Origin of the sequence: Streptomyces sp. NPDC046727, assembly GCF_040645635.1 — a bacterium.
Lineage (GTDB): Bacteria > Actinomycetota > Actinomycetes > Streptomycetales > Streptomycetaceae > Streptomyces.
In genome coordinates this window covers 137,420-160,245 of the sequence record NZ_JBEYYR010000018.1, presented here as the reverse complement: position 1 = coordinate 160,245, position 22,826 = coordinate 137,420, and the positions used below count along the sequence as shown (strand labels likewise).

General features: G+C 72.9%; 16 protein-coding genes and 1 pseudogene. 8 read left to right on the top strand and 9 right to left on the bottom strand.

Annotation, left to right across the window (positions count from 1 at the left end):
* Positions 1 to 247: 247 nt before the first annotated feature.
* From ABZ937_RS23235 to ABZ937_RS23225, 3 genes are all read right to left on the bottom strand, one after another.
* On the bottom strand, positions 248 to 2,290 hold the full coding sequence (locus ABZ937_RS23235) for a M4 family metallopeptidase (RefSeq protein ID WP_361694749.1): 2,043 nt from the start codon (positions 2,288 to 2,290) through the stop codon (positions 248 to 250).
* A 239-nt stretch (positions 2,291 to 2,529) separates the two neighbouring features.
* Positions 2,530 to 4,326 (bottom strand): ABC transporter ATP-binding protein, encoded by a 1,797-nt coding sequence (locus tag ABZ937_RS23230; RefSeq protein ID WP_361694747.1) that lies wholly within the window; start codon positions 4,324 to 4,326, stop codon positions 2,530 to 2,532.
* Entirely contained in the window at positions 4,323 to 6,065 is a 1,743-nt protein-coding gene (locus tag ABZ937_RS23225; protein WP_361694745.1) for an ABC transporter ATP-binding protein, read from the bottom strand. Before ABZ937_RS23225 ends, ABZ937_RS23230 begins: the two co-directional genes overlap by 4 nt.
* Before the next feature lie 178 nt (positions 6,066 to 6,243).
* On the opposite strand from ABZ937_RS23225, the gene ABZ937_RS23220 reads away from it, so the two are divergent.
* Both ABZ937_RS23220 and ABZ937_RS23215 read left to right on the top strand, forming a co-directional pair.
* Positions 6,244 to 8,031 (top strand): ABC transporter ATP-binding protein, encoded by a 1,788-nt coding sequence (locus ABZ937_RS23220; RefSeq protein ID WP_361694743.1) that lies wholly within the window; start codon positions 6,244 to 6,246, stop codon positions 8,029 to 8,031.
* Positions 8,028 to 9,884, top strand: coding sequence for an ABC transporter ATP-binding protein (locus tag ABZ937_RS23215; RefSeq protein ID WP_361694741.1), 1,857 nt, complete (start codon positions 8,028 to 8,030; stop codon positions 9,882 to 9,884). The genes ABZ937_RS23220 and ABZ937_RS23215 overlap by 4 nt, the downstream gene beginning before the upstream one ends.
* A gap of 2 nt (positions 9,885 to 9,886) precedes the next feature.
* On the opposite strand, the gene ABZ937_RS23210 is transcribed toward ABZ937_RS23215, so the two are convergent.
* From ABZ937_RS23210 to glgX, 5 genes and pseudogenes are all read right to left on the bottom strand, one after another.
* Positions 9,887 to 11,113 (bottom strand): glycosyltransferase family 39 protein, encoded by a 1,227-nt coding sequence (locus tag ABZ937_RS23210; RefSeq protein WP_361694765.1) that lies wholly within the window; start codon positions 11,111 to 11,113, stop codon positions 9,887 to 9,889.
* A gap of 44 nt (positions 11,114 to 11,157) precedes the next feature.
* Positions 11,158 to 11,946: pseudogene (locus tag ABZ937_RS23205) on the bottom strand (dolichyl-phosphate beta-glucosyltransferase); the annotation flags it as partial.
* Positions 11,947 to 12,016: 70 nt separating this feature from the next.
* On the bottom strand, positions 12,017 to 12,553 hold the full coding sequence (locus ABZ937_RS23200) for a hypothetical protein (protein ID WP_361694739.1): 537 nt from the start codon (positions 12,551 to 12,553) through the stop codon (positions 12,017 to 12,019).
* 11 nt (positions 12,554 to 12,564) lie between these two features.
* On the bottom strand, positions 12,565 to 13,071 hold the full coding sequence (locus ABZ937_RS23195; protein WP_361694737.1) for a SigE family RNA polymerase sigma factor: 507 nt from the start codon (positions 13,069 to 13,071) through the stop codon (positions 12,565 to 12,567).
* A 113-nt stretch (positions 13,072 to 13,184) separates the two neighbouring features.
* Positions 13,185 to 15,428, bottom strand: a complete 2,244-nt coding sequence (glgX, locus tag ABZ937_RS23190) for a glycogen debranching protein GlgX (RefSeq protein WP_361694735.1) — start codon at positions 15,426 to 15,428, stop codon at positions 13,185 to 13,187.
* Between the two features lie 241 nt (positions 15,429 to 15,669).
* On the opposite strand from glgX, the gene ABZ937_RS23185 reads away from it, so the two are divergent.
* From ABZ937_RS23185 to ABZ937_RS23160, 6 genes are all read left to right on the top strand, one after another.
* Positions 15,670 to 16,893, top strand: coding sequence for an Ig-like domain-containing protein (locus tag ABZ937_RS23185; protein WP_361694733.1), 1,224 nt, complete (start codon positions 15,670 to 15,672; stop codon positions 16,891 to 16,893).
* Positions 16,894 to 17,056: 163 nt separating this feature from the next.
* Complete coding sequence (locus ABZ937_RS23180) at positions 17,057 to 18,280, top strand: Ig-like domain-containing protein (RefSeq protein WP_361694763.1); 1,224 nt, start codon at positions 17,057 to 17,059, stop codon at positions 18,278 to 18,280.
* An 80-nt stretch (positions 18,281 to 18,360) separates the two neighbouring features.
* Positions 18,361 to 19,128 carry an enoyl-CoA hydratase-related protein gene (locus tag ABZ937_RS23175; protein WP_361694731.1) on the top strand — a complete coding sequence of 256 codons (768 nt, stop codon included), beginning with the start codon at positions 18,361 to 18,363 and terminating at the stop codon, positions 19,126 to 19,128.
* Positions 19,129 to 19,437: 309 nt separating this feature from the next.
* Positions 19,438 to 19,941 (top strand): ATP-binding protein, encoded by a 504-nt coding sequence (locus tag ABZ937_RS23170; protein WP_361694729.1) that lies wholly within the window; start codon positions 19,438 to 19,440, stop codon positions 19,939 to 19,941.
* A gap of 89 nt (positions 19,942 to 20,030) precedes the next feature.
* Complete coding sequence (locus tag ABZ937_RS23165; RefSeq protein WP_361694727.1) at positions 20,031 to 20,804, top strand: polysaccharide deacetylase family protein; 774 nt, start codon at positions 20,031 to 20,033, stop codon at positions 20,802 to 20,804.
* Positions 20,804 to 21,991: a hypothetical protein gene (locus tag ABZ937_RS23160; protein WP_361694725.1), complete on the top strand. Its 1,188-nt coding sequence runs from the start codon at positions 20,804 to 20,806 to the stop codon at positions 21,989 to 21,991. Before ABZ937_RS23165 ends, ABZ937_RS23160 begins: the two co-directional genes overlap by 1 nt.
* Here ABZ937_RS23160 and ABZ937_RS23155 read toward each other — a convergent pair.
* On the bottom strand, positions 21,958 to 22,611 hold the full coding sequence (locus ABZ937_RS23155; RefSeq protein WP_361694723.1) for a GNAT family N-acetyltransferase: 654 nt from the start codon (positions 22,609 to 22,611) through the stop codon (positions 21,958 to 21,960). The two genes, ABZ937_RS23160 and ABZ937_RS23155, sit on opposite strands and share 34 nt — an antisense overlap.
* Positions 22,612 to 22,826: the final 215 nt, after the last annotated feature.

The window sequence follows — 22,826 nt, the reverse complement described above, 5'->3', positions numbered from 1 at the left end:
GCAAGCTCCTTCTCGTGGGGAGTCCGGTCAGCGTGGGGTTACTGGCCGGCTGTGTGGGGTCGTGAAGTGCTGTGCTGCTGCGGCGGGTGGAGAGAGAGTGACATCCAGGGCGCGTACATGTCAGGACCCTGAAGTGATGTTGGCCGAAACTCGACTGTCCGATAAACGTTTCATCGATGTAAACGCGCGCTGTCCGAGGGGCTCCGCCCTCGGACAGCGCCGTGATCCCGGGCTCGTGGCCTATGGTTTACGGGAAGGTCAGCTTCCAGCCGTTGATCGTTCCGGTGTCGTACGTGGCCTGATCCTGCACCCGCAACTTCCAGGTGCCGTTGGCCGATTCGGCGGAGGCGTTCACCGTGTAGGTCTCGTTGACGTCGTCCGCCGAGTCCGAGGAGCTGAAGTCCTTCAGCCGGTAGGCGGTGCCCGACGGGCCGACGAGGTCGATCACCAGGTCACCCCGCCAGGTGTGGGTGATGTCGACGCTCACCTGGAGGTTGCTAGGCGCGTTCCCGGTCCGGCCGGAGACGGTGATGTTCGACGTGACGGCGGGGCCGTTGTCCGGCACCGACACCGGCGTGGTGCTCTCGTACGACGTACCGCCGCCGCCCCCGCCGCCGGAGCGCGAGCCGACCCCGATGCCCGCCCAGGCGTCCTGGACCGCCTTGTACTCGGTGCTGGTGGTGCCGTACAGCTCGCCGGCCGCCGCGAGGGTGCCGGTGCGGGCGCCCGCGTAGTTGGTGGTGGACGTCCACTTGGTGCTCAGCGCCCGGTACCAGATCTGCAGCGCCTTGTCCCGGCCGATGCCGGTGACCGGAAGGCCGTCCGCCGTCGGCGAGTTGTAGCTGACGCCGTTGATCACCTTGGCGCCGCTGCCCTCGCTGAGCAGGTAGAAGAAGTGGTTCGCGGGGCCGGACGAGTAGTGCACGTCGATCCCGCCGATGCCCGAGTACCAGCTGTCCTTGGACGCGCCGTCCTTGCTGGGCTTGTCCATGTAGCGCAGCGGGGTGCCGTTGCCGTTGATGTCGATCTTCTCGCCGACCAGGTAGTCGCCGACGTCGGTGGCGTTGTTCGCGTAGAACTCCACGCCCGCGGCCATGATGTCGCTGGTCGCCTCGTTCAGGCCGCCGGACTCACCGCTGTAGTTGAGGTTGGCGGTGGCGGAGGTGACGCCGTGGCTCATCTCGTGGCCGGCGACGTCGATCGAGGTCAGCGGCTTGGCGTTGCCGGAGCCGTCGCCGTACGTCATGCAGAAGCAGCTGTCGTCCCAGAACGCGTTCACGTACGAGTTGCCGTAGTGGACGCGCGAGTAGGCGCCGACGCCGTTGTTCTTGATGCCGCTGCGGCCGAACGTGCTCTTGTAGAAGTCCCAGGTGAGCGCCGCGCCGTAGTGCGCGTCCGCGCCCGCGGTGGCCGCGTTGGAGTTGGTCCCGTTGCCCCAGGTGTCGCTGGTCTGCGAGTACAGGGTGCCGGTGCCGGAGCTGCCGTGGTTCAGGTTGTACGTCTTGTGGCCCCCGCGTGCCCCGTCGGTGAGCGTGTAGTTCGACCCCGACTGGGTCGTGGTCAGCGTGACCTGCCCGCTGTACTGGGTGTTGCCGATGCCGTTCTTGATGCCCTGGTACTCGAACAGCTTCTTGCCGGTGGCCGCGTCGGTGATGACGTGCAGCTGGTTCGGGGTGCCGTCGTCCTGGAGCCCGCCGACGACCGTCTCGTACGCCAGCACGGGCTTGCCGGTGGCCGCCCAGATCACCTTGCGGACGCTGTCCGCGGCCGACCTGGTCCCGCCGAGCGCCTTCGCCCGCTGCACGGCCTGCTTCTCCGCCGCGGCCTTCGACACGGCCGGGGTGAGACCGGCGACCTTCAGCGTGGCGTTCGTGGCCCGGACCACGTCCATGGTCTTGCCCGACTTCGCGCTGGTCACGACCAGGTCGCCGCCGAGCACGGGCAGGCCCGCGTAGGTGCGCTCGTACCGGGTGTGCAGCGTGCCGTCGCCGTCCTTGACGACGTCCTTGACGACCAGCTTCTCCTTGGCGCCCAGGCCGATCTGCCGGGCCGCGGCGGCCTTGCCGGCGTCGGCGTCGCGGATCAGCTCGGCGCGCTGCGAGGGCGTGAGCCTGACCGCCGCGTGGGCCGGGTTGACCTTGCCCGCCTGCGGCTTCGCCGGGGCGGCACTGGCGGCGCCGGACTGGACGGCGGCGGCGATCAGGGCGGCGACACCGGCGAGGGCGACGGTGGCGGTCCGGCGGGGGGACGTGGTGTGGGAGGTGCGTCCGCGAGAGGAATTGCTTCTCAACACTGACTCCTTCTGCGTGACCGCGGGTCGCGCGGCCAGGGGAGACCGGACGGTGGGTTGGGACGTCCGGGCAGAACAGGGCGTTACGCGGAACCACGTGCAGGTGCGGAGCCGGCTCACACAGGCGTGCCGAAACTGTGGGGTTGTTGTGAGTCGGCCAGGGAAGAGTGGCAGGAGATCTCGCCACCTGTCAGGACCGCGTCACAAAGTTGGCCGGAAATGGTCCGTTGACCGGATGTTCATGTTCGGTATGCGGACTGTTGGTCGGTGTCGCCTGTCTCCCCGTGCTCCCCGTGCCAGGTCCGCCACAGCGCCGCGTACGCCCCGCCGGCCGCCACCAGCTCCTCGTGCGTGCCCAGTTCGGTCACCAGGCCGTCCTCCATGACCGCCACCCGGTCCGCGTCGTGGGCCGTGTGCAGGCGGTGGGCGATGGCGATGACCGTACGGCCGTGCAGGACCGCGGCGAGGGCGCGCTCGGTGTGCCGGGCCGTGGTGGGGTCCAGCAGGGCCGTCGCCTCGTCCAGGATCAGGGTGTGCGGGTCGGCCAGCACCACGCGGGCCAGGGCGAGTTGCTGCGCCTGCGAGCCGTCCGTCGGCCGGCCGCCCGCGCCCAGGCGGGTGTCGAGCCCGTCCGGCAGGTCGCGGACCCAGCCGTCGGCGTCCACCGCCGCGAGCGCCGCCCACAACTCGGCGTCGCCGGCGGCAGGTTCGGCGATCAGCAGGTTGTCGCGGACCGTGCCCAGGAAGACATGGTGCTCCTGGGTGACCAGGACCACCTGGCGGCGCAGCAGCTCCGGCGCCAGTTCCGCCACCGGCACCCCGCCCACCGTCACCGTGCCGGAACCCGGCCGGTCGATGCCCGCGAGCAGCCGGCTCAGCGTCGTCTTCCCGGCGCCGGACGGCCCCACCACCGCGAGCCGCTCCCCGGGCCGTACCGTCAGGTCCACCCCGCGCAGCACCTCGCCGCCGCGCTCGTACGCGTACCGGACCCCGCGCACGTCGATCCGGTCGTCCGCCGGTCCCGCGGACCCGCCCCCGCTCTCCCCCCGGGGTGCCTGCGCGAGCCCCTCCACGCGGGCGAACGAGGCGCCGCTGCTCTGCAGTTGCTCCACCCGGATCAGGATCTGGTCCAGCGGCTCGGTGAACTGCCGCAGATACAGCGCCGCCGCGACCACCGCGCCCACCCCGACCGCGCCCCGCGCGTGCAGCCAGCCGCCGAGCAGCAGCACCCCGACCACCGGAACCGTGTACGTCACCTCGACCGCAGGGAAGAACACCGTCCGCAGCCGCAGGGTGTACAAGCGGGTGCGGCGGGATTCGGCCAGCGCGTTCCGGCTCGCCGCGGTCCGCCGCTCCCGCAGCCGGAACGCCTCCACCGTCCGCGCCCCGGCCGCCGTCGCCGCGACGATCTCCGCGACCCGCGAGGTCGCCGCGCCCTCGGCGAGATAGGCGTCCCGGGCCCGCCGCAGATACCAGCGCAGCGCCAGCTGGATCGGGGCGAGGCAGACCAGCCCGAACGCCCCCAGCAGCGGGTCGAGCAGGAACACCGCGCCCAGCACGAACACCGCCTGCACCGAGTTGACCAGCAGCTCCGGGCCGACGTCCCGCAGCGTGGTGCCGACGGCCGCCACGTCCGCCGTGCCCCGCGCGGTCAGGTCACCGGTACCGGCCCGCTCCACCACGGACGCGGGCAGCGCCAGCACCCGCTCGACGTACTCCTCGCGGACCCGGGCCAGCGTCCGCTCCCCGAACCGGTGCCCGACATACCGCGCCCAGCGGGCCAGCAGCAGCTGCGCCAGCGCGCACAGCACGATCCCCAGCGCCAGCCGGTCCACCGCGCCCGTCCCGTGCCCGGCGCGCACCTCGTCGACGATCCGGCCCACCAGCCAGGGCCCGGCCAGCCCCGCCGCCGAGGCCAGCGCGTTGAGCAGCAGCGCGGCGGCGAACGCCCGCCCGTCGGCCCGCACCAGCCGCACGCCGGCGCGGCGCACGGCTCCCCGGTCCGCGACCGGCAGCAGCCCCTCGCCGGCGGTCACCGTACGACCCCCGCCACATCGCCGGTGGCCCCGCCGCCCTCGGACTCCTCGGCGTCGCGCGCCACGAGCGCCCGGTAGCGGGGCTCCTCGGCCAGCAGCCGGCGGTGCGGGCCGCTCGCGGCCACCTTGCCGTCGGCCAGGAACAGGACGGTGTCCGCGTGGTCCAGGACCAGCGGAGAGGTCGTCGTCACCACGGTCGTACGGCCGCTGCGGGCGGCGCGGAGCCGTTCGGCGACCGTCGCCTCGGTGTGCGCGTCCAGCGCCGAGGCGGGTTCCACGGCGAGCAGCACCTCGGGGTCGGCCAGCAGCGCCCGCACCAGGCGCAGCCGCTGCCGCTGCCCGCCCGAGAGGCTGCGGCCCTGCCCGGCCACCACCGAGTCCAGCCCGTCCGGCAGGCCGCGCACCACGTCCTCGGCCGCCGCCGCGTGCACCGCCCGGCGCAGCGCCGCCTCGTCGGACGGGTGCGCGGCGGCCACCACCTCCCGCAGCGGGCCCGCGAACAGGTCCGCCTCGTTGTCCGCGACCAGGATCCGCCGCCGTACGTCCGTCAGCGGCACCGCGTCCAGCCGTGACCCGCCCCAGGTGACGTCGGTCGGGCCGTACCGGCCGAGCCGGTCGACCACGGCGGCGGCCTCGGCGGGCCGGGCGGCGGCCAGCGCGGTCAGCCGGCCCGGCACCACCCGCACCCCGGACGCCGGATCGTGCAGCTCGGCCGGCCCGGCGGGCGCCGGCCGGGTGCCGGCGTCCGGTTCCGGTTCCAGCCGCAGCAGCCGGACCGTCCGGCGCGCCGCCACCACGCCCCGGTTCAGGTCGTAGGCCATCTGCACGAAGAACGCGACCGGTCCGACCAGCACCGCCGCATAGCCGTAGACCGACACCAACTCGCCGACGGAGATCTCCCCTTGGGCGGTGAGCCGGGCCGCCGGCCAGGTCACCGCAGCCAGGAGCAGGGTGGGCAGGCCGACCCCGAGGGCCTGCACCCAGCTGGCCACCGCGCCCACCCGGTACCCCTGCGCCCGCAGCCGCTGCGAGTCGTTCCGGAACGCGTCCGCGAACAGCCCCTTGCCACCCAGCCCGTTGAGCACGCGCAGCCCGCCCGCGAGGTCGCCGATGCGGGCGGCGAGTACCCCCTGCCGCTCGCGGTACCCGCTCTCCGCGCCCTGCAGCCGCCGGGCCAGCGGCCCGGTCAGCAGCGCCGTCACCGGGACGCCGAGCAGCACCACGGCGGCGAGCGGCGCCGAGATCGTCAGCAGCAGTCCGGCCACCACTCCGTAGACCACGATCGCGCCGACGCCCGGCCCGACCACGGTCAGCGCCTGCGCCATGACCTGCACGTCACCGACCCCGATGGTGACGACCTCTCCGGCCCCGGCCCGGCGCGGCAGCGCGGCCCCCAGCCGCATCACATGCCCCACGAGCACCTTGACCGTACGGAAGTTGGCGTCCATCCGGACCCGGGTCATCGTCCGGTGCCGCAGGATGCTCAGCCAGGCGTTCACCGACCCGGCCACGAACATCACCCCGGTCCACCCGGCCAGCACCCCGAGCCGCCCCGACAGCAGCCCGTCGTCCACGGCCCGCGCCATCAGGTACGGCTGCGCGGCCAGCAGCACCATCCAGCCGCTGCCCAGCAGCGCCCCGGCCGCCGAGCGCCCCGGCTGACACCGCACCAGCCACCACAGGTACCACCAGCCGCCCCGGGCGTCGGGCGTGCCCGGATCCTCGTACGCGTCGATCATGCATCCCCCGATCCGTCGAGTACTTCATTGAACAGCCGACAGAAGGCGTGGCGGCAGGCCGCGGTCGTGGTCGCGGTCGTATGCGTGGTCCTGGTCGTGGTCGTAGGTCCAACGCCCGGGCGGGGTCCGGCCAAAACTCGGTGGGCGATGTCAGCGGCGGTCCGTACGCTCGCGATTGATGCCCACGACACGTGCAACCACCGAGACCGGCCGCTCCGCCGTGCGTACCCTGCTGCGGCTGTGGCCGTACGTCCGCCCCGTCCGGGCGCGGCTGTTCACGGCCGCGTTCGTCGCGGTCGTCGCCTCCTGCACGGGGCTGGTGATCCCGCTCGTCCTCAAGTGGATGGTGGACGGGCCGGTCGCCGACCGCGATCCGGCGGGCGTGTGGCTCGGCGCGCTGTGCCTGCTCCTGCTCGGCTTCGCCGAGGCGGTCCTGTTCGGCGTACGGCGCTGGCTCGTGGCCCGGCCGCTGTCCCACGTCGAGGCGGAGATGCGGGCGGACCTCTACCGGCGTCTGCAACGGCTGCCGGTGGCCTTCCACGACCGCTGGGCCTCCGGTCAGCTGCTCTCCCGCGGCACCACCGACCTGATGCTGCTGCGCATGTTCCTCGCCTTCCCGCTGACGTTCCTGCTCGTCAACGCGGTCACCATCCTCGTCGGCCTGGTGATCATGCTGATGCAGGACTGGCTGCTGGGCCTCGTCGTCCTCGGCCCCGCCGTCCCCGTGATGTGGACCTGCGTGGTCTTCGAACGGCGGTACGCGGAGGTGGCGCGGCGGGCCCAGGACCAGGTCGGGGATCTGACGACGGTGGTCGAGGAGAGCGTCCTCGGCATCCGCGTCATCAAGGGCTTCGGCCGCCACCGCAGCCAGGCCCGCGCGTTCCGTGAACTGTCGGGGCGGCTGCGGGGCACGGAACTGCGCAAGGCCCGGCTGCTGGCCACGATCTGGGGTGTCATCGTGACGCTGCCCGAGGTGGCGATCGGGGCGGCGCTGGTGCTGGGCGCCCTGCGGGTGGCGGACGGCCGGCTGTCCACGGGCACGCTGGTCGCCTTCCTGAGCACGGCACTCGCGCTGCGGTGGCCGGTGGACTCGATCGGGTTCCTGCTGGCGATGAGTCAGGAGGCGGCCACGGCGACCGAGCGGTACTTCGAGGTGATGGACGAGGTGCCGGAGGACGACTCGGTCACAGGCGGTCGTGCCGCCGGGGAGGCAACGGGACTGCGCTTCGAGGACGTCTCGTTCCGCTACCCCGACGCGGCCCCCGGCTCCCCGCCCCTCCTCACCCGCGTGGACCTGCACATCCGCCCCGGCGAGTCCATGGCCCTCGTCGGCGCCACCGGCAGCGGCAAGACCACCCTCACCGCCCTCGTCCCGCGCCTGCACGAGGTCACCTCCGGCCGGATCACGCTGAACGGCGTGGACATCGCCGCGATGTCCCGCGAGGAACTCCGCACCAAGGTCGCCGTCGCCTTCGAGGAGCCCACGCTGTTCTCGGCGAGCGTCGGCGAGAACGTGCTCATGGGCGCCCCGGACACCGCCGGGAAGCCGGACCTCGACCGCGCCCTCGCCATCGCCCAGGCCGACTTCGCGCACGCCCTCCCGCAGGGCACCGACACCCGCGTCGGCGAGCAGGGCCTCAGCCTCTCCGGCGGCCAGCGCCAGCGTCTCGCGCTGGCCCGCGCGGTCGTCGGCCGGCCCGAGTTCCTCGTGCTGGACGACCCGCTGTCCGCCCTGGACGTGCACACGGAGGCCGCCGTGGAGGCCGCGCTGCGGAAGGTCCTCGCCGACACCACCGCGCTGATCGTGGCCCACCGCCCGTCCACGGTGCTGCTAGCCGACCGGGTCGCCCTGCTGTCGGGCGGCCGGATCGCCGCCGTCGGCACCCACCAGGAACTGCTGCGCACCAACGCCGAGTACGCGCACCTGATGTCCGGCGAACAAGGCGACCCGGAGGACGACCGATGACCACGACGACGACCGCCGCCCCCGCCACCGACGACGACGATCTCCCGCGCCCCGAGGGCGCCGGCGACCCCGTCGACCGGGACGCCCTGCCCACCCCGCCCGGTGCCACGGCCGCCCTGCTGCGCTCGCTGCTCGCACCGATGAAGGCCCGGGTCACGCTCACCACGCTGCTGCTCCTGCTCCAGCAGGCGGCGGTGCAGGCGGGCCCGCTGCTGGTGGCGTACGCCATCGACACCGCCGTACCGGCGTTCCGCGACCACCGGCACGGCCCGCTGCTCGCGGTCGCCGCCGGCTATCTGCTGTGCGCCCTCGCCTCCGGCGCGCTGCAGTTCGCGTTCATCCAGACCTCCGCGCGGGTCAGCCAGGACGTGCTGCTGGACCTGCGGAGCCGGATCTTCCGGCACGCGCAGGCGCTGAGCGTCGACTTCCACGAGCGGTACACCTCGGGCCGGCTGATATCCCGGTCCACCACGGACGTCGAGTCGCTGCGCGAACTCCTCGACGAGGGGCTCCAGGAGCTGGTGACCGTCATCCTGTCGTTCGTCTACATCTCGGCCATGCTGCTCTGGCTGGATCTGGGCCTCGGTGCGGTCGCGGTGGCCTCCTTCGTGCCGCTGTACCTGCTCGTCCGGCTCTACCGGCGGCGCGCGGGGCGGGTGTACCGGGCCAGGTCCACGGCGATCGCGGCGGTGATCGTGAAGTTCGTGGAGACGATGAACGGCATCCGGCCGGTGCGCGCCTTCCGCCGGGAGGCCGCGAACGACGCCGAGTTCGCCGTGCTCAACAAGCGGCACGAGAGGACGAACGGGGACGCGCTGCTGGAGATGGCCCGCTATGTGGTCGGCTCCCGACTCGTGGCCAACACGGCGGTCGCGGCGATCGTGCTCTGGGGCGCCCACCGGGTGGCGTCCGGCTCGCTGGAGCTGGGCGTGCTGGCGGCGGCCGTGCTCTATCTGCGCCGGCTGTACGACCCGATCGACCGGCTCGGCATGTTCCTGAACTCCTACCAGTCGGCCGCCGCCTCCCTGGAGAAGATCGCCGGGCTGCTGGCGCAGACACCGTCCGTGCCGGAGCCGGCCCGGCCGCGGGAACTCCCGCCGCGGCAGAGCGAGCTCCCGGGGCGCGAGGTCGTGTTCGACGGGGTCCGCTTCGCCTACCGCACCGGCGGCGAGGTGCTGCCCCGCTTCGATCTGACCCTCCCCGCCGGGCAGACGGTCGCGGTCGTCGGCTCCACCGGCGCCGGCAAGTCGACCCTGGCCAAGCTGCTCGCCCGCTTCTACGACCCCTCGGACGGCCGGGTGCTGCTGGACGGCGTGGACCTGCGCGAGCTGCCGGTGTCCGAGCTGCGCCGCGGGGTGATCATGGTGACGCAGGAGGCGTTCCTGTTCTCCGGCACGGTCGCCGACAACATCGCCATCGGCCGGCCCGACGCGACGAGGGAGGAGATCGAGCGGGCCGCGAAGGCCATCGGGGCGCACGAGTTCATCAGCGCGCTGCCCGACGGCTACGACACCGACGTCCGCAAGCGCGGCGGGCGCATCTCGGCCGGGCAGCGCCAACTGGTCGCCTTCGCCCGGGCGTTGCTCGCCGACCCGGCCGTGCTGATCCTGGACGAGGCGACCAGCTCGCTGGACGTCCCGGGGGAGCGGGCGGTGCAGCGGGCGATGTCGACGGTGCTGCGGGGCCGTACCGCCGTCGTGATCGCGCACCGCCTGTCCACGGTGGAGATCGCGGACCGGGTGCTGGTGATGGAGCACGGCCGGATCGTCGAGGACGGCCGCCCGGACGAACTCGTCGCGGGCACCGGCCGGTTCGCGGACCTCCACCGGGCGTGGCGGGACAGCCTGGCGTAGCCCTACGGCACCCCCAGCTCGAACAGCGCGTACCCCGCGTACGACCCGGAGGCGAGCGCCGCGATGCCCAGCAGCGTGCACTGCACGGGCAGGCTCAGCCGGCGCATCGCGACCGCGAGCGGCAGGAACAGCGGGAAGCAGGGCAGCAGATAGCGGGAGATGTTGGCGACGATCTGCTGGCTGCCGAGCACCAGGACGAGCGTGAGGACGGTGTACACGACCAGCATCGCCGGCGGGCGCAGCCGCAGCAGCAGCGGCAGCAGCGCGCAGGCGAGCAGGATGACGGCGACGGAGATGACGTCGGCGAAGGGCCACGCGAAGAGGTAGTCGAACTTGCCCACGGGCACGGACGTCAGCACGTCCAGGGTCTGCTCGCCGTAGTCGAAGCTGTGCGCCCAGGCGCCCGACTGGAGCTTGAAGTAGCCGCGCAGGTCGCCCATCTCGTTGCCGACCCAGAGCAGATAGCCGATCAGCCCGAGCGGCGCGAGGGCCATGGCCAGCACCGGGCGGAGCACGCCGTCCTCGCGGCGGCGCAGGGAGAGCAGGGCGGCCACGCCGAGCGCGGCGATCAGCGCGGCGGCCGTGGGCCGGTTGAGGCCGGCCGCGAAGGTGAGCATCCCGGCGGTGAGCCAGCGGCGGGTGAGGACGGCATAACAGGCCCAGGCGGCCAGGGCCACGTACAGCGAGTCGGAGTAGACCGCCCACTCCACGCCCGAGCCCGGCCACACCGCCCAGAGCCCGGCCGCCGCGAACCCGGCCCGCCGGCCGCCGAAGCGCTCTGCCACGGCGTAGATCCCGAGGGCGGCGGCGAAGGAGGCGACGATCGAGACCAGCAGCCCGGCGCCGTACGAGCCGAGGCCGGTGACCGCCGAGGTCAGCCGGATCAGCGCCGGGTACAGCGGGAAGAACGCCGCCGAGTTGCCCTCCAGCGTGATCAGCCCGGTGGCGCCCGGGACCGGGATCAGCTTGGGGTCGTAGCCGTGCAGCGCGATCTGCTGGTACCACCAGCCGTCCCAGGTGGCCAGCACGTCCCAGGCGTGCGCGCCGCCGCCGAACCGGGGGTGCTTGGTGCGGTAGGCCCCGGTGGAGGACAGCAGGTACATGAACGAGCAGAAACCGGCCAGCTTCAGCGTGCCGAAGACGGCGAGGACCGGTCCGTGCCGGCGGGCGGCTGCCCGGAGCCGGGAGCCGGGCGAGCCGGGCGCGGACTCGGAGGCCGAGGAGCGTATCGGGGGCAGGGTCACGGTCACCGGGCCACCGGCCCCGGCCGGCGGGCCAGGGTGCGCCGCATCCGTGCGATCCCGCGCAGGTCCGCCAGCGCGGTGGCGAGGATGTCGACGCTGCTGTCCGGGTCGTCGACCCAGTCCACCGGCACCTCGTGGATCCTGAGGCCCGCCCGCTCGGCGAGCACCAGCAGCTCGGTGTCGAAGAACCACTCGCCGTCCCGCACCAGCGGCAGCAGCCGCTCGGCGGTCTCGCGCCGGACCGCCTTGAAACCGCACTGCGCGTCGGAGAAGCCGACGGCCAGGGTGCAGCGCAGCAGGGTGTTGTAGCAGCGGGATATGACCTCGCGCTTGGTGCCGCGCACCACCCGCGCGCCGGGCGCGAGACGGGTGCCGATGGCCAGGTCGGAGTGGCCCGAGATCAGCGGGGCGACCAGCGGCAGCAGCGCGGTGAGCCCGGTGGACAGGTCCACGTCCAGGTACGCCAGCACGGGTGCCCGGGAGCCCGACCAGGCGGCCCGCAGCGCCCGGCCGCGGCCCTTCTGGGGCAGCCGCAGCGAGGCCACCTCGGGCAGTTCGGCGGCCAGCCGGGCGGCGATGGCCGGGGTGCGGTCGGTGCTCGCGTTGTCGGCGATGGTGATCCGGAACGGGTAGGGGAAGGTGTCCCGCAGATGCGTGTGCAGCCGCCGGACGTTGGGCTCCAGGTCCTTCTCCTCGTTGAACACCGGCACGGCCACGTCCAGGACGGGCTCCTCGTGGTGCGTCCGCAGCGGGGTGCGGCGGGGTGCCGGGGCCGCGCCTGCTGGCCGGCTCGGTCGGCTCGGTCGGATGTACGTCATGTAAGTCCCCGTTTGTTCCTGTATGGAGGGCGTGCCGAGGGCACGCGTGGGCGAGGCGGAGAGCCGAGGGCTAGCCGCTCGGGCTGACCACCGACGAGGGCTCGTCCGACGGCTCGGCCGGCGCGCTCACCGTCGCCGTGGCCGGCGCGATGGTGCTGCCGGCCCGGCGGGTGGCCGTGGCCGTGGCCGACGCCGGCGGGTGCGAGGCGGTGGCCGTGCTCCCGGTGGTCGCGGGCGGGTCGGAGGTGGTCCAGGTGTCGGTGGGCGTCGGCGAGCCCGACGGTGCCGTGGTCGACGAAGGCGGCGGCGCGCTCGGCGACAGGGTCGGCGACTGGGTCGGCGAGGTGCTCGGCGTGGGTGCCGGACTCACGGCGGGCCGGGGGCGCGGGGCGGTGGGCCGGTCGTCGGTGTGGCCGTGCGGCCACAGGAACAGCCCCAGGCCGAGCCCGGCCACCGCCAGGACGGAACCGGCGGCCCGGCGCGCCGCGCGCACCCGGCGCCGGGCCCGCACCCCCGTGCGCAGCGCCTCCCGGTGCCGGGCCTCGAAGGACACCGGCTGCCGGTCCTGGTGCATGAGCTGGGTCAGCTGCCGCTCGAAGTGATCCATGACTTCTTCCCTCACCCCACCGGCTCGATGACGTCGGCCAGCAGCCGGCGCAGCCGGGCCACCCCGCGCGCGGCATGGGACCGGGCCGTGCCCACCGGGCAGCCCAGGGTCTCCGCGACCTGCCGGTCGGGCAGGTCCTGGTAGTAGCGCAGGACCACGGCGGCCCGCTGCTGCGGGGTCAGCCGCGCGAGCGCCGCCTCCAGCCGGGAGCGCTCCGCCACGGTCGCCGACATGTCGCCGTCCGCCGCCACCTCGGGCAGCTGCTCCACGGGCCGCTCGCCCCACCAGCGCCGCCGGGCCGAGCGGGCCGCGGCCCGCGCCAGCACCTTGCGCACATAGGCCTCCGGCGCCTCGTCGGCGACCTTCGGCCAGACGAACCACAGCTTGACCAAGGACTCCTGCAACAGGTCCTCGGCACGATGCCGGTCCCCTCCGGTGAGCAGACGGGCCAGATGGAACAACACCGACCAGCGGGCCGCCACGAACGCGTCGTACTCACCGGCCCGAGCCTGCTCCATCCTCACGGTTCCTGTCCTCGCCGGCTGTCTCTCACCAAGGGAAAGGCCCTGGACCCCCGCCCGCGCTGCACCAGGAGGACGTGATCCGCGTCACGCACAGCCGTCGCACAGGCTCAGGCGACCCGCAGCAGCAGCACCGCCCGCGCCGGCACCGTGATCTCCGTCCCCGCCCGGTGGACCGTATCCGGTGCCTGTGCCTGCTCCTCCACGGAGGTGTCCACGACCACCTCGTACCGCTCCGCCCAGGGCGCGCCGGGCAGCACGAAGCCGGTCGGACTCTCGCCCGCGTGCAGCACCGCGAGGAAGCTGTCGTCCACCACCGGCGCTCCCCGCTCGTCCCGGCCGGGGATGTCCCGCCCGGACAGGTACATGCCGAGCGTGGCGGCGGGCGCGTACCAGTCGCCCCGGGTCATCTCCGCGCCCCGCGCGGTGAACCAGGCGAGGTCCCGCAGCCCGTCCGCGGTCTGCGCCCGGCCGGAGAAGAAGGCCCGCCGGCGCAGCACCGGATGCCGGTGGCGCAGGGCGATGAGCCGCGCGGTCAGGTCGTACAGCGCCCGCCAGCCGGGCTCTTCCAGCAGCGACCAGTCCAGCCAGCCGATCTCGTTGTCCTGGCAGTAGGCGTTGTTGTTGCCGCGCTGGGTGCGGCCGAGTTCGTCGCCGGCCACCAGCATGGGCACGCCGGTGGACAGCAGCAGCGTCGTCAGCAGGTTCCGCAGCTGCCGGCGGCGCAGCGCGCGCACCCGCTCGTCGTCGGTCTCGCCCTCCGCCCCGCAGTTCCAGGACCGGTTGTCGTGCGTGCCGTCCCGGTTGCCCTCGCCGTTGGCCTCGTTGTGCTTGGTCCCGTACGACACCAGGTCGCGCAGGGTGAAGCCGTCGTGCGCGGTGACGAAGTTGACGGAGGCGTACGGGCGCCGGCCGCCCCAGGCGTACAGGTCGCTGGAGCCGGACAGGCGGTAGCCCATCTCGCGGACGTCGGGCAGGGCGTGCCGCCAGAAGTCCCGGACGGCGTCCCGGTAGCGGTCGTTCCACTCCGTCCACAGCGGTGGGAAGGCGCCGACCTGGTAGCCGCCGGAGCCGATGTCCCACGGTTCGGCGATCAGTTTCACCCGGCGCAGCACCGGGTCCTGGGCGATGACCGCCAGGAACGGGGAGAGCATGTCGACGTCGTGCATCGAGCGGGCCAGCGCCGCCGCGAGGTCGAAGCGGAAGCCGTCGACGCCCATCTCGGTCACCCAGTACCGCAGCGAGTCGGTGATCAGGCGCAGCACCTGGGGCTGCACGACGTGCAGGGTGTTGCCGCAGCCGGTGTAGTCGGCGTACCGGCGGGCGTCGTCCTGGAGCCGGTAGTAGCCGCGGTTGTCGATGCCCTTCAGGGACAGCGTCGGGCCCAGCTCGCCCGCCTCCGCGGTGTGGTTGTAGACCACGTCGAGGATGACCTCGATGCCGGCCGCGTGCAGCGCGCGCACCATCCGCTTGAACTCGCCGACCTGCTGGCCCGTCGTACCGGAGGCCGCGTAGGCCGCGTGCGGGGCGAAGTAGCCGATGGAGTTGTAGCCCCAGTAGTTCTTCAGCCCCCGGCGCAGCAGGTGGTCCTCGTGCGCGAACTGGTGGACCGGCAGCAGCTCGACGGCCGTGACGCCCAGCCGTGTCAGGTGCTCGACCGCGGCCGGGTGCGCGAGTCCGGCGTAGGTGCCGCGCAGCTCCTCGGGGATGCCGGGGTGCAGCTTGGTGAAGCCGCGGACGTGCAGTTCGTAGATGACCGAGTCGGCCCAGGGCGTCTTGGGGCGGCGGTCGTCGGACCAGTCGTCGTCATCGTGGACGACGACCCCCTTCGGGACGTACGGCGCCGAGTCCCGCTCGTCCCGCACGGTGTCCGCCACCTGCTGCTCCGGCCAGTCCCGGACGTGCCCGTACACCTGCGGCGGCAGGCCGAACTCGCCGTCCACCGCGCGCGCGTACGGGTCGAGCAGCAGCTTGGCCGGGTTCCAGCGGGCGCCGGTCCACGGGTCCCAGCGCCCGTCCACCCGGTACCCGTACCGCTGCCCCGGCATCACGCCCGGCACGAAGCCGTGCCAGATCTCGTGCGTCAGTTCGGTCAGCGGGATCCGCGTCTCCCGGCCGCCCTCGTCGAAGAGGCACACCCGGACCCCTTCCGCCCCGGCCGCCCACAGCGCGAAGTTGGTGCCGGCGACCCCGTCCGGGCCCACCCGGAAGCGGGCCCCCAGCGGGGTCGGCGCACCCGGCCACACGGCCGGGACGGGCGGTACGGACCGCCGGGCGCCGTTCGCCGCCGCCGGTTGCCCGCTCCCGGCGGCCGGCTCCCCGGCCGGTGCCCGCTGCTCGGCTGCGCTCGTCACTGTCGGCCCCTCTTCATCAGTGGCTCGCCCGAGGGGCGCGACCGGCCGTGCCGAGAAGCCGGGGGCGCTCGGCAAGAGCGCCCCCGGCCGCCCGGTACGGCCGCGCCCCGACGGCTCCGGTGCGGGCTGGGGGGTGCCCCCTCTGGGGAGGCTCCCCGGCGTGTCGTCCTTCCCTCTGTTCTGCCCAGCCCGTGGCTCGCACTCACGTTTCCCCGGAGCGTGCCCGGTCGTTGAGTCCCGCGTGAGGCACGCACAAGGACGCGCACGGCGCGCGGGGGCCGCGCTGGCCGCCGTACTGACATGGACGGGGCTGCTCGCGGGCTGCTCCGCGGACGGCTCGGGGCCGCTGGGCATCGGCGGGGCGCTGGGCAAGCCCCCGGCCCCCGAGGACGTCATCCGGGTGACCCCCGACGACGGCAGCAAGGGCGTACGCCCCGGCGAGCCGCTGCGGATCAGGGTGCCCGGCGGGCGCCTGGAGAAGGTGACCGTCGTCAAGGCGCAGGACGCGCAGGAGACGCCGGTCCCGGGGCACATCGAGGAGGACGGACTGACCTGGCGGCCCGACGAGGAGCGGCTGGCGCTCGCCGCCGAGTACACCGTCGACGTGGTCGCGCTGGACTCCCGGGGCCGCCGCTCGGCCCGGCACACCACCTTCACCACCTACGTCCCCGACGAACGGTTCATCGGCTACGTCACCCCCGAGAACCGCTCCGTCGTCGGCACCGGGATGATCGTTTCGCTCTCCTTCAGCCGGGAGATCGAGAACCGCGCCGCCGTCGAACGCGCCGTCCGCGTCACCGCCCGGCCGCCCGTCGAGATCCGCCCGCACTGGTTCGGCAAGGGCCGCCTGGACTTCCGCCCCGAGCGCTACTGGAAGCCGGGCACCGAGGTCACCGTCGACCTGGACCTGCGGGATGTCGAAGGCGCCCGCGGCAGCTACGGCCTGCAGGACAAGACCTTCTCCTTCACCGTCGGCCGCAGCCAGGTCTCCCTGGTCGACGCGGCCAAGCACACCATGGACGTACGGCGCGACGGACAGCTCCTCGCCACCGTCCCCATCACCGCGGGCGCCCCCAAGCACCCGAGCTACAACGGGAAGATGGTGGTGATGGACATGCTGGAGGTCACCCGCATGAACAGCCGCACGGTCGGCTTCGGCGGCGAGTACGACATCCCCGACGTCCCGCACGCCATGAAGCTCACCGACTCCGGCACCTTCCTGCACGGCAACTACTGGGCCCCGGACGCCCCCGGCCGGGCCAACGTCAGTCACGGCTGTGTCGGCCTGCTGGACGTCAAGGGCGGCAGCTCGGACACCCCGGCCGGCTGGTTCTTCGACCGCAGCCTCGTCGGTGACGTCATCGAAGTGGTGAACAGCAAGGACAGAACGGTCGCGCCCGACAACGGCCTCGGCGGCTGGAACATGGGCTGGAAGGAGTGGAAAGCGGGCGGCGCGGTGAAATAACCAGGTGAGGGGCGGGGGCGCGGTGCGGGTGTCGGGCGGAAGTTGCGACGGAACGGTGACATACGCCTGACACCGCGCTCAAATCCTGGCAGTTAATATGCGCGCACCGATGTGGTGGGGAGCGGGCCTGGTCAGGCCCGGTGGAGGGGAGAACAACTTGAACATGCGGCCTGTGGCGGGGGCGTCGGCTCGGGGGCGGCGAGGCCGTAGGGGACTGGCGGTCATAGCCGGCGCCCTGGTGCTGTCGCTCACCGCGTGCGGCGGAGGCGATGACTCAGGGTCCGGTTCCGGGGGCGGGAAGGACAAGGGCGGCCAGAAGGGCGGGCAGTCAACGGCCGCCGTCAGCATCGCGCCCAAGGCCGGTGCCACCGGCGTCGACACCAGCGGCGCGCTCAAGGTGAGCGTCGCCCAGGGCAAGCTGACCGAGGTCACCGTCAAGGACGAGAAGGGCACGAAGGTCGAGGGCGCCCTCACCGGCGGCGGCTCCTCCTGGACGCCGTCGACCCATCTGGCCGCCGCCACCAAGTACACGGTGCACGCGGTCGCCAAGGACTCGGAGGGCCGCGAGGCCGCCGAGGACGCCAGCTTCACCACGCTCACCCCGAAGAACACCTTCGTCGGCTCCTTCACCCCCGAGGACGGCTCCACCGTCGGCGTGGGCATGCCGTTCTCCGTCCGCTTCACCCGGGGCATCACCAACCCGCAGGACGTCGAGAAGGCCATCCGGATCAAGACCGAGCCGGCCGTCGACGTCGAGGGCCACTGGTTCGGCAACGACCGCCTGGACTTCCGCCCCGAGAAGTACTGGAAGGCCGGTACCAAGGTCACCGTCGACCTCGACCTGGACGGCGTCGAGGGCCGCGACGGCGTCTACGGCAAGCAGCGCAAGACCGTGAAGTTCACCATCGGCCGCGACCAGGTCTCGATCGTGGACGCCGAGAAGCACACGATGAAGGTCACCCAGGACGGCAAGGTCGTCAAGACGCTCCCGGTCACCACCGGCAAGCCCGGCTACGAGACCTGGAACGGCCAGATGGTCATGAGCGAGAAGCTCACCGTGACCCGCATGAACGGCGAGACGGTCGGCTACGGCGGTGAGTACGACATCAAGGACGTCCCGCACGCCATCCGCCTCACCACCTCCGGCACCTTCATCCACGGCAACTACTGGGGCGGCGGAGCCTTCGGCAACTACAACGCCAGCCACGGCTGCGTGGGCCTGCGCGACGTGCGCGGCGGCTACGACAGCTCCGTCCCGGCGGCCTGGTTCTTCAACCACTCGATGATCGGTGACGTGGTGGTCGTCAAGAACTCCCACGACGCCACGGTGGCCCCGGACAACGGCCTCAACGGCTGGAACATGTCGTGGGCCGACTGGAAGAAGTGAGCCCCGTCTGACGTACGGGCCCGGTGCTGTGACCTACGGCACCGGGCCCACTGTCGTTAGTCACCGTTAACCTGACCCCCATGACCGTCACTCTCGAAGTCGCCGAAGGCGTCGGCACGCTGCGGCTGGACCGGCCGCCGATGAACGCGCTGGACATCGCCACCCAGGACCGGCTGAAGGAACTGGCCGAGGAGGCCACGCGCCGCGACGACGTGCGCGCCGTGGTCATCTACGGCGGCGAGAAGGTGTTCGCGGCGGGCGCGGACATCAAGGAGATGCAGAACATGGACCACGCCGGGATGGTCCGGCGCTCCCGTGCCCTGCAGGACTCCTTCACCGCCGTGGCCCGCATCCCCAAGCCCGTCGTCGCCGCCGTCACCGGCTACGCGCTCGGCGGCGGCTGCGAGCTGGCCCTGTGCGCCGACTACCGCATCGCCGCCGACAACGCCAAGCTCGGCCAGCCCGAGATCCTGCTCGGCCTGATCCCGGGCGCCGGCGGCACCCAGCGGCTGCCCCGGCTGATCGGCCCCTCCAAGGCCAAGGACCTCATCTTCACGGGCCGTCAGGTCAGGGCCGACGAGGCCCTCGCCATCGGCCTGGTGGACCGGGTCGTCCCGGCCGCCGAGGTGTACGAGCAGGCGCACGCCTGGGCCGCGAGGCTCGCCCAGGGCCCGTCGATCGCGCTGCGCGCGGCGAAGGAGGCGGTCGACACCGGTCTGGAGGCCGACATCGACACCGGGCTCGCCGTCGAACGCAACTGGTTCGCCGGTCTGTTCGCCACCGAGGACCGCGAGCGGGGCATGCGCAGCTTCGTGGAGGAGGGGCCGGGGAAGGCGAAGTTCCTCTGAGATTCCCCGACCGTCAATCGCGTGAACTTCCCGGCGACTCCCGTGAGGGTGCTTGCCATTGACGGGTCGTCTCATTCGTGTCCCTCGATGGGGCGGTTTATGGGAGCCTTAAGGCAGCCTTAAGCCTGCCTTGTCGAGGGAGTCTGTCGATTGCCCGGAAGCGATCCGTCGTCGCAGGTCAACCGGGCTGTGCCGGGGATCGACATGCCGTGGGCATATGCCGAGCGACGGGCGCGGAACGGGGGCGCACGAGGGGCGTATTCCTTCGGAACGGCCCCCAAGCCCGCTCCGGACGGCCATCATGGGGGCATGGCGGGGCTGGAGGGCATCGAACAGCCGCGGGGACACAGCCGTGCTGCCGCGGCACGCTGGTCGCCCGCGGTCGAGGACGAACAGGCGCTCAAGGCGCTCGAACTGTTCGGAAACCCGACGGAGGCGGAGGTGCCGCTGCCCTCCCGCCCGGAATCCGCGGCCACCGCCCGCCGGCTCGCCCAGGTCGTCATTCTGCGCACCTGGCACCTCACCCCCAAGCTGACCGAAGACGCGGTCCTGCTCGTGTCGGAACTCGTCGGCAACGCCGTCCGGCACACCGGCGCCCGCGTCTTCGGCCTGCGGATGCGGCGCCGTCCCGGCTGGATCCGGGTGGAGGTCCGCGACCCCTCGCGCGGGCTGCCCTGTCTGATGCCGGTCCAGGAGCTGGATGTCAGCGGACGCGGCCTGTTCCTCGTGGACAAGCTCTCCGACCGCTGGGGCGTCGACCTGCTGCCGCGGGGCAAGACGACCTGGTTCGAGATGCGCGTCGCCGACCGTTAGCGGGGGCGCTTCCGCGCGGCCGACCCGAAACCGCCCGCCGATCGGGCGAATCGGCAGATTTCTTACCTTTCGCCCCTTAAATGGTGCGCGTGACCACCACCAACCGCCGCGGGGTGCTGCGTGCGGGCGCCGGGACCCTCGTCGGCGGTGCGCTCGCCGCCGGGTGCGGCACCGGCCGGGCAGCCGCGCCCCGAGCCCCCGAGAGGTCCCCCCGGCCCGCGGCGCCCACCCGGGCGGCCCCCGCCCCCCGTCCCTACCCCGGCCTCCCCGCCCAGATCACCCACGGCCCGCGCACCCGCCCCCAGGTGGCCCTCACCTTCCACGGCCAGGGCGACCCCGCTCTCGCCCGCACCCTGCTCGCCACGGCCGAGCGGCAGGGCGCCCGGCTCACCGTGCTCGCCGTCGGCACCTGGCTGGACGAGCACCCGGAACTGGCCCGCCGCATCCTCGACGGCGGCCACGACCTCGGCAACCACACCCAGCGGCACATCGGCATCAACACCCTGGCCGAGGCGGACGCCCGCCGGGAGATCACCGACTGCGCCGAGCGGCTCGACCGGCTCACCGGATCCATCGGCACCTGGTTCCGCCCGTCCCGCGCTCCGGCCGCCTCCCCGCTCGTCACCCGGCTGGCCCGCGCCGCCGGCTACCCGCACGTGCTGTCGTACGACGTCGACTCGCTCGACTACACCAGCCCCGGCGCCACCGCCGTCACCCGCACCGTCCTCGCCGGCGTACGCGGCGGATCGGTGGTGAGCCTGCACTTCGGGTACCCGGACACGGTCGCCGCCCTCCCCGACGTCCTGACCGAACTCGGCCGCCGCGGACTGCGCGCGGTCACCACCACGGAGCTGCTGAGCTGATGCGAACCACGAAAGCCGTCCGCCTGCTGGCCGCCGGCGTCGCCGTCACCGCCCTGACGCTGCTCTCGGCGTGCGGCGGCGGGACGCCGGACCACGAGGACGAGGCCCTCGGCAGCAAGGCGCCGGCCCGGCCGCAGGCGCAGAAGCCGCGGGTGAACGTGCTGCCCGGGATGCCGCCCGTCGAGGACCCGGCCGACATCTACGCAGCCGACCGGCCGGACCGGCTCTCGCCCGTGGTCAAGGACTTCCCCTCCCGGGTGTACGTCCCCAACACCAACTCCGACACCGTCACCGTCATCGACCCCGCGACCTACCGGGTCGTCGAGACCATCCCGGTCGGCCGCCAGCCCCAGCACGTCGTGCCGTCCTGGGACCTGAAGACCCTCTGGGTCAACAACGACCTCGGCAACACCCTCACCCCGATCGACCCGCGGACCGGCAGGGCGGGCAGTCCGGTCGACGTGCACGACCCGTACAACCTCTACTTCACGCCCGACGGCAAGTACGCCGTCGTCATGGCCTCCATGGACCGCGAGCTGGTCTTCCGCGACGCGCACACCATGAAGGTCGTCAAGTCCGTGCCGGTCAGCTGCTACGGCGTCAACCACGCCGACTTCTCCACCGACGGCCGCTACTTCATCGTCTCCTGCGAGTTCAGCGGCGAGATCCTCAAGGTCGACACCGCGAGGATGAAGGTCGTCGAGCAGGAGAAGCTGCCGTTCCACGGGGCGATGCCGCAGGACGTCAAGCTCTCCCCGGACGGCAGGCTGTTCTACATCGCCGACATGATGGCGAACGGCGTGTGGATCCTCGACGGCGACAGGTTCACCCGGCCCCGGTTCCTCGCCACCGGCAAGGGCGCCCACGGCCTCTACATCAGCCGCGACTCACGCGAGATGTACATCTCCAACCGCGGCGAGGGCACCGTCTCCGTCTTCGACTTCCACCGGAACCGGCTCACCAGGAAGTGGGAGCTGCCCGGCGGCGGCAGCCCCGACATGGGCGGCGTCTCCGCCGACGGCAAGGTGCTGTGGCTGTCCGGCCGCTACAACTCCGAGGTGTACGCCATCGACACCGCCACCGGCACCGAACTGGCCCGGATCAGGGTCGGCAGCGGCCCGCACGGACTCGCCGTCTACCCGCAGCCGGGCCGCTACTCGCTGGGGCACACCGGCATCTTCCGCTGAAGCAGCAGCTCCGAGCCCACCGGACGGTACCCCGCCGCCTGGAACGCCCGCAGGCTGCGGGCGTTCCCCGGGGCTATCTGCGCCCACAGCGGCTCCGTCGCGAGCTGCCGGGCCGCCGTCACCAGCGCCCGCCCCAGCCCCCGCTGCCGGGCGCCCTCGTCGACCTCCACCGACACCTCCAGCCGGCCGGCGACCCCGCGCCCCATGACCAGCACCCCGCCGTCGGCCGTCCAGGCGCGCACGTCGTCGCGCCGCCCGCGGGCGTAGGCGATCCGGGGATGGCCCGCGTCCTCGATCTCCGTCAGCGCGAGCGGCGGCCCGCCCGGCAGCGGGTCGCCCACCAGCACCGCGTCGACGGTCTCGGTCCGGCGCCCCGTCCGGTCCAGGAGGGCGGTGAGGAAGCGCGGGTTCATCGTCGCCGCCAGGGCGTCGCAGTCCGTGCCGCGCAGCGTCTCGCGCACCCACTCCGGGTCCTCGTCGGTGAAGACCACCGAGTGCGCGGTGAAGGACACCACCCCCGCGTCCCGGGGCGAGGGCTGCGGTACGACCGTCGTACCGCCGTCCGCCGGCGGGAAGACGCCGGCCGCCGCCGCGTCGAGAATGTCCCGCAAGGTCGCCAAGGCCCGCTCCTTGAGTCTCCGCCCACTGGAAGGCCCAGACTCGCAGACATGATCGAAGACGGCACCGGACTCTTCCCCATCGGCGAGCCGGCCCGGGTCACCGGACTGGAGCGCAGAGGACTTCGCCCGGGTGGTCGCCGCACTCCGGGCTCGTGCGGCCCGTTAATCTGACCAGCGTCAGTACGCCAGCACGGCATGAGAAACACGAACAAAAG

Coding starts and splice junctions, on each gene's coding strand:
- ABZ937_RS23225 (WP_361694745.1), bottom strand. CDS start 6,065: ATGATCGACGCGTACGAGGATCCGGGCACGCCCGACGCCCGGGGCGGC.
- ABZ937_RS23220 (WP_361694743.1), top strand. CDS start 6,244: ATGCCCACGACACGTGCAACCACCGAGACCGGCCGCTCCGCCGTGCGT.
- ABZ937_RS23215 (WP_361694741.1), top strand. CDS start 8,028: ATGACCACGACGACGACCGCCGCCCCCGCCACCGACGACGACGATCTC.
- ABZ937_RS23200 (WP_361694739.1), bottom strand. CDS start 12,553: ATGGATCACTTCGAGCGGCAGCTGACCCAGCTCATGCACCAGGACCGG.
- ABZ937_RS23195 (WP_361694737.1), bottom strand. CDS start 13,071: ATGGAGCAGGCTCGGGCCGGTGAGTACGACGCGTTCGTGGCGGCCCGC.
- ABZ937_RS23180 (WP_361694763.1), top strand. CDS start 17,057: ATGCGGCCTGTGGCGGGGGCGTCGGCTCGGGGGCGGCGAGGCCGTAGG.
- ABZ937_RS23175 (WP_361694731.1), top strand. CDS start 18,361: ATGACCGTCACTCTCGAAGTCGCCGAAGGCGTCGGCACGCTGCGGCTG.
- ABZ937_RS23170 (WP_361694729.1), top strand. CDS start 19,438: ATGGCGGGGCTGGAGGGCATCGAACAGCCGCGGGGACACAGCCGTGCT.
- ABZ937_RS23160 (WP_361694725.1), top strand. CDS start 20,804: ATGCGAACCACGAAAGCCGTCCGCCTGCTGGCCGCCGGCGTCGCCGTC.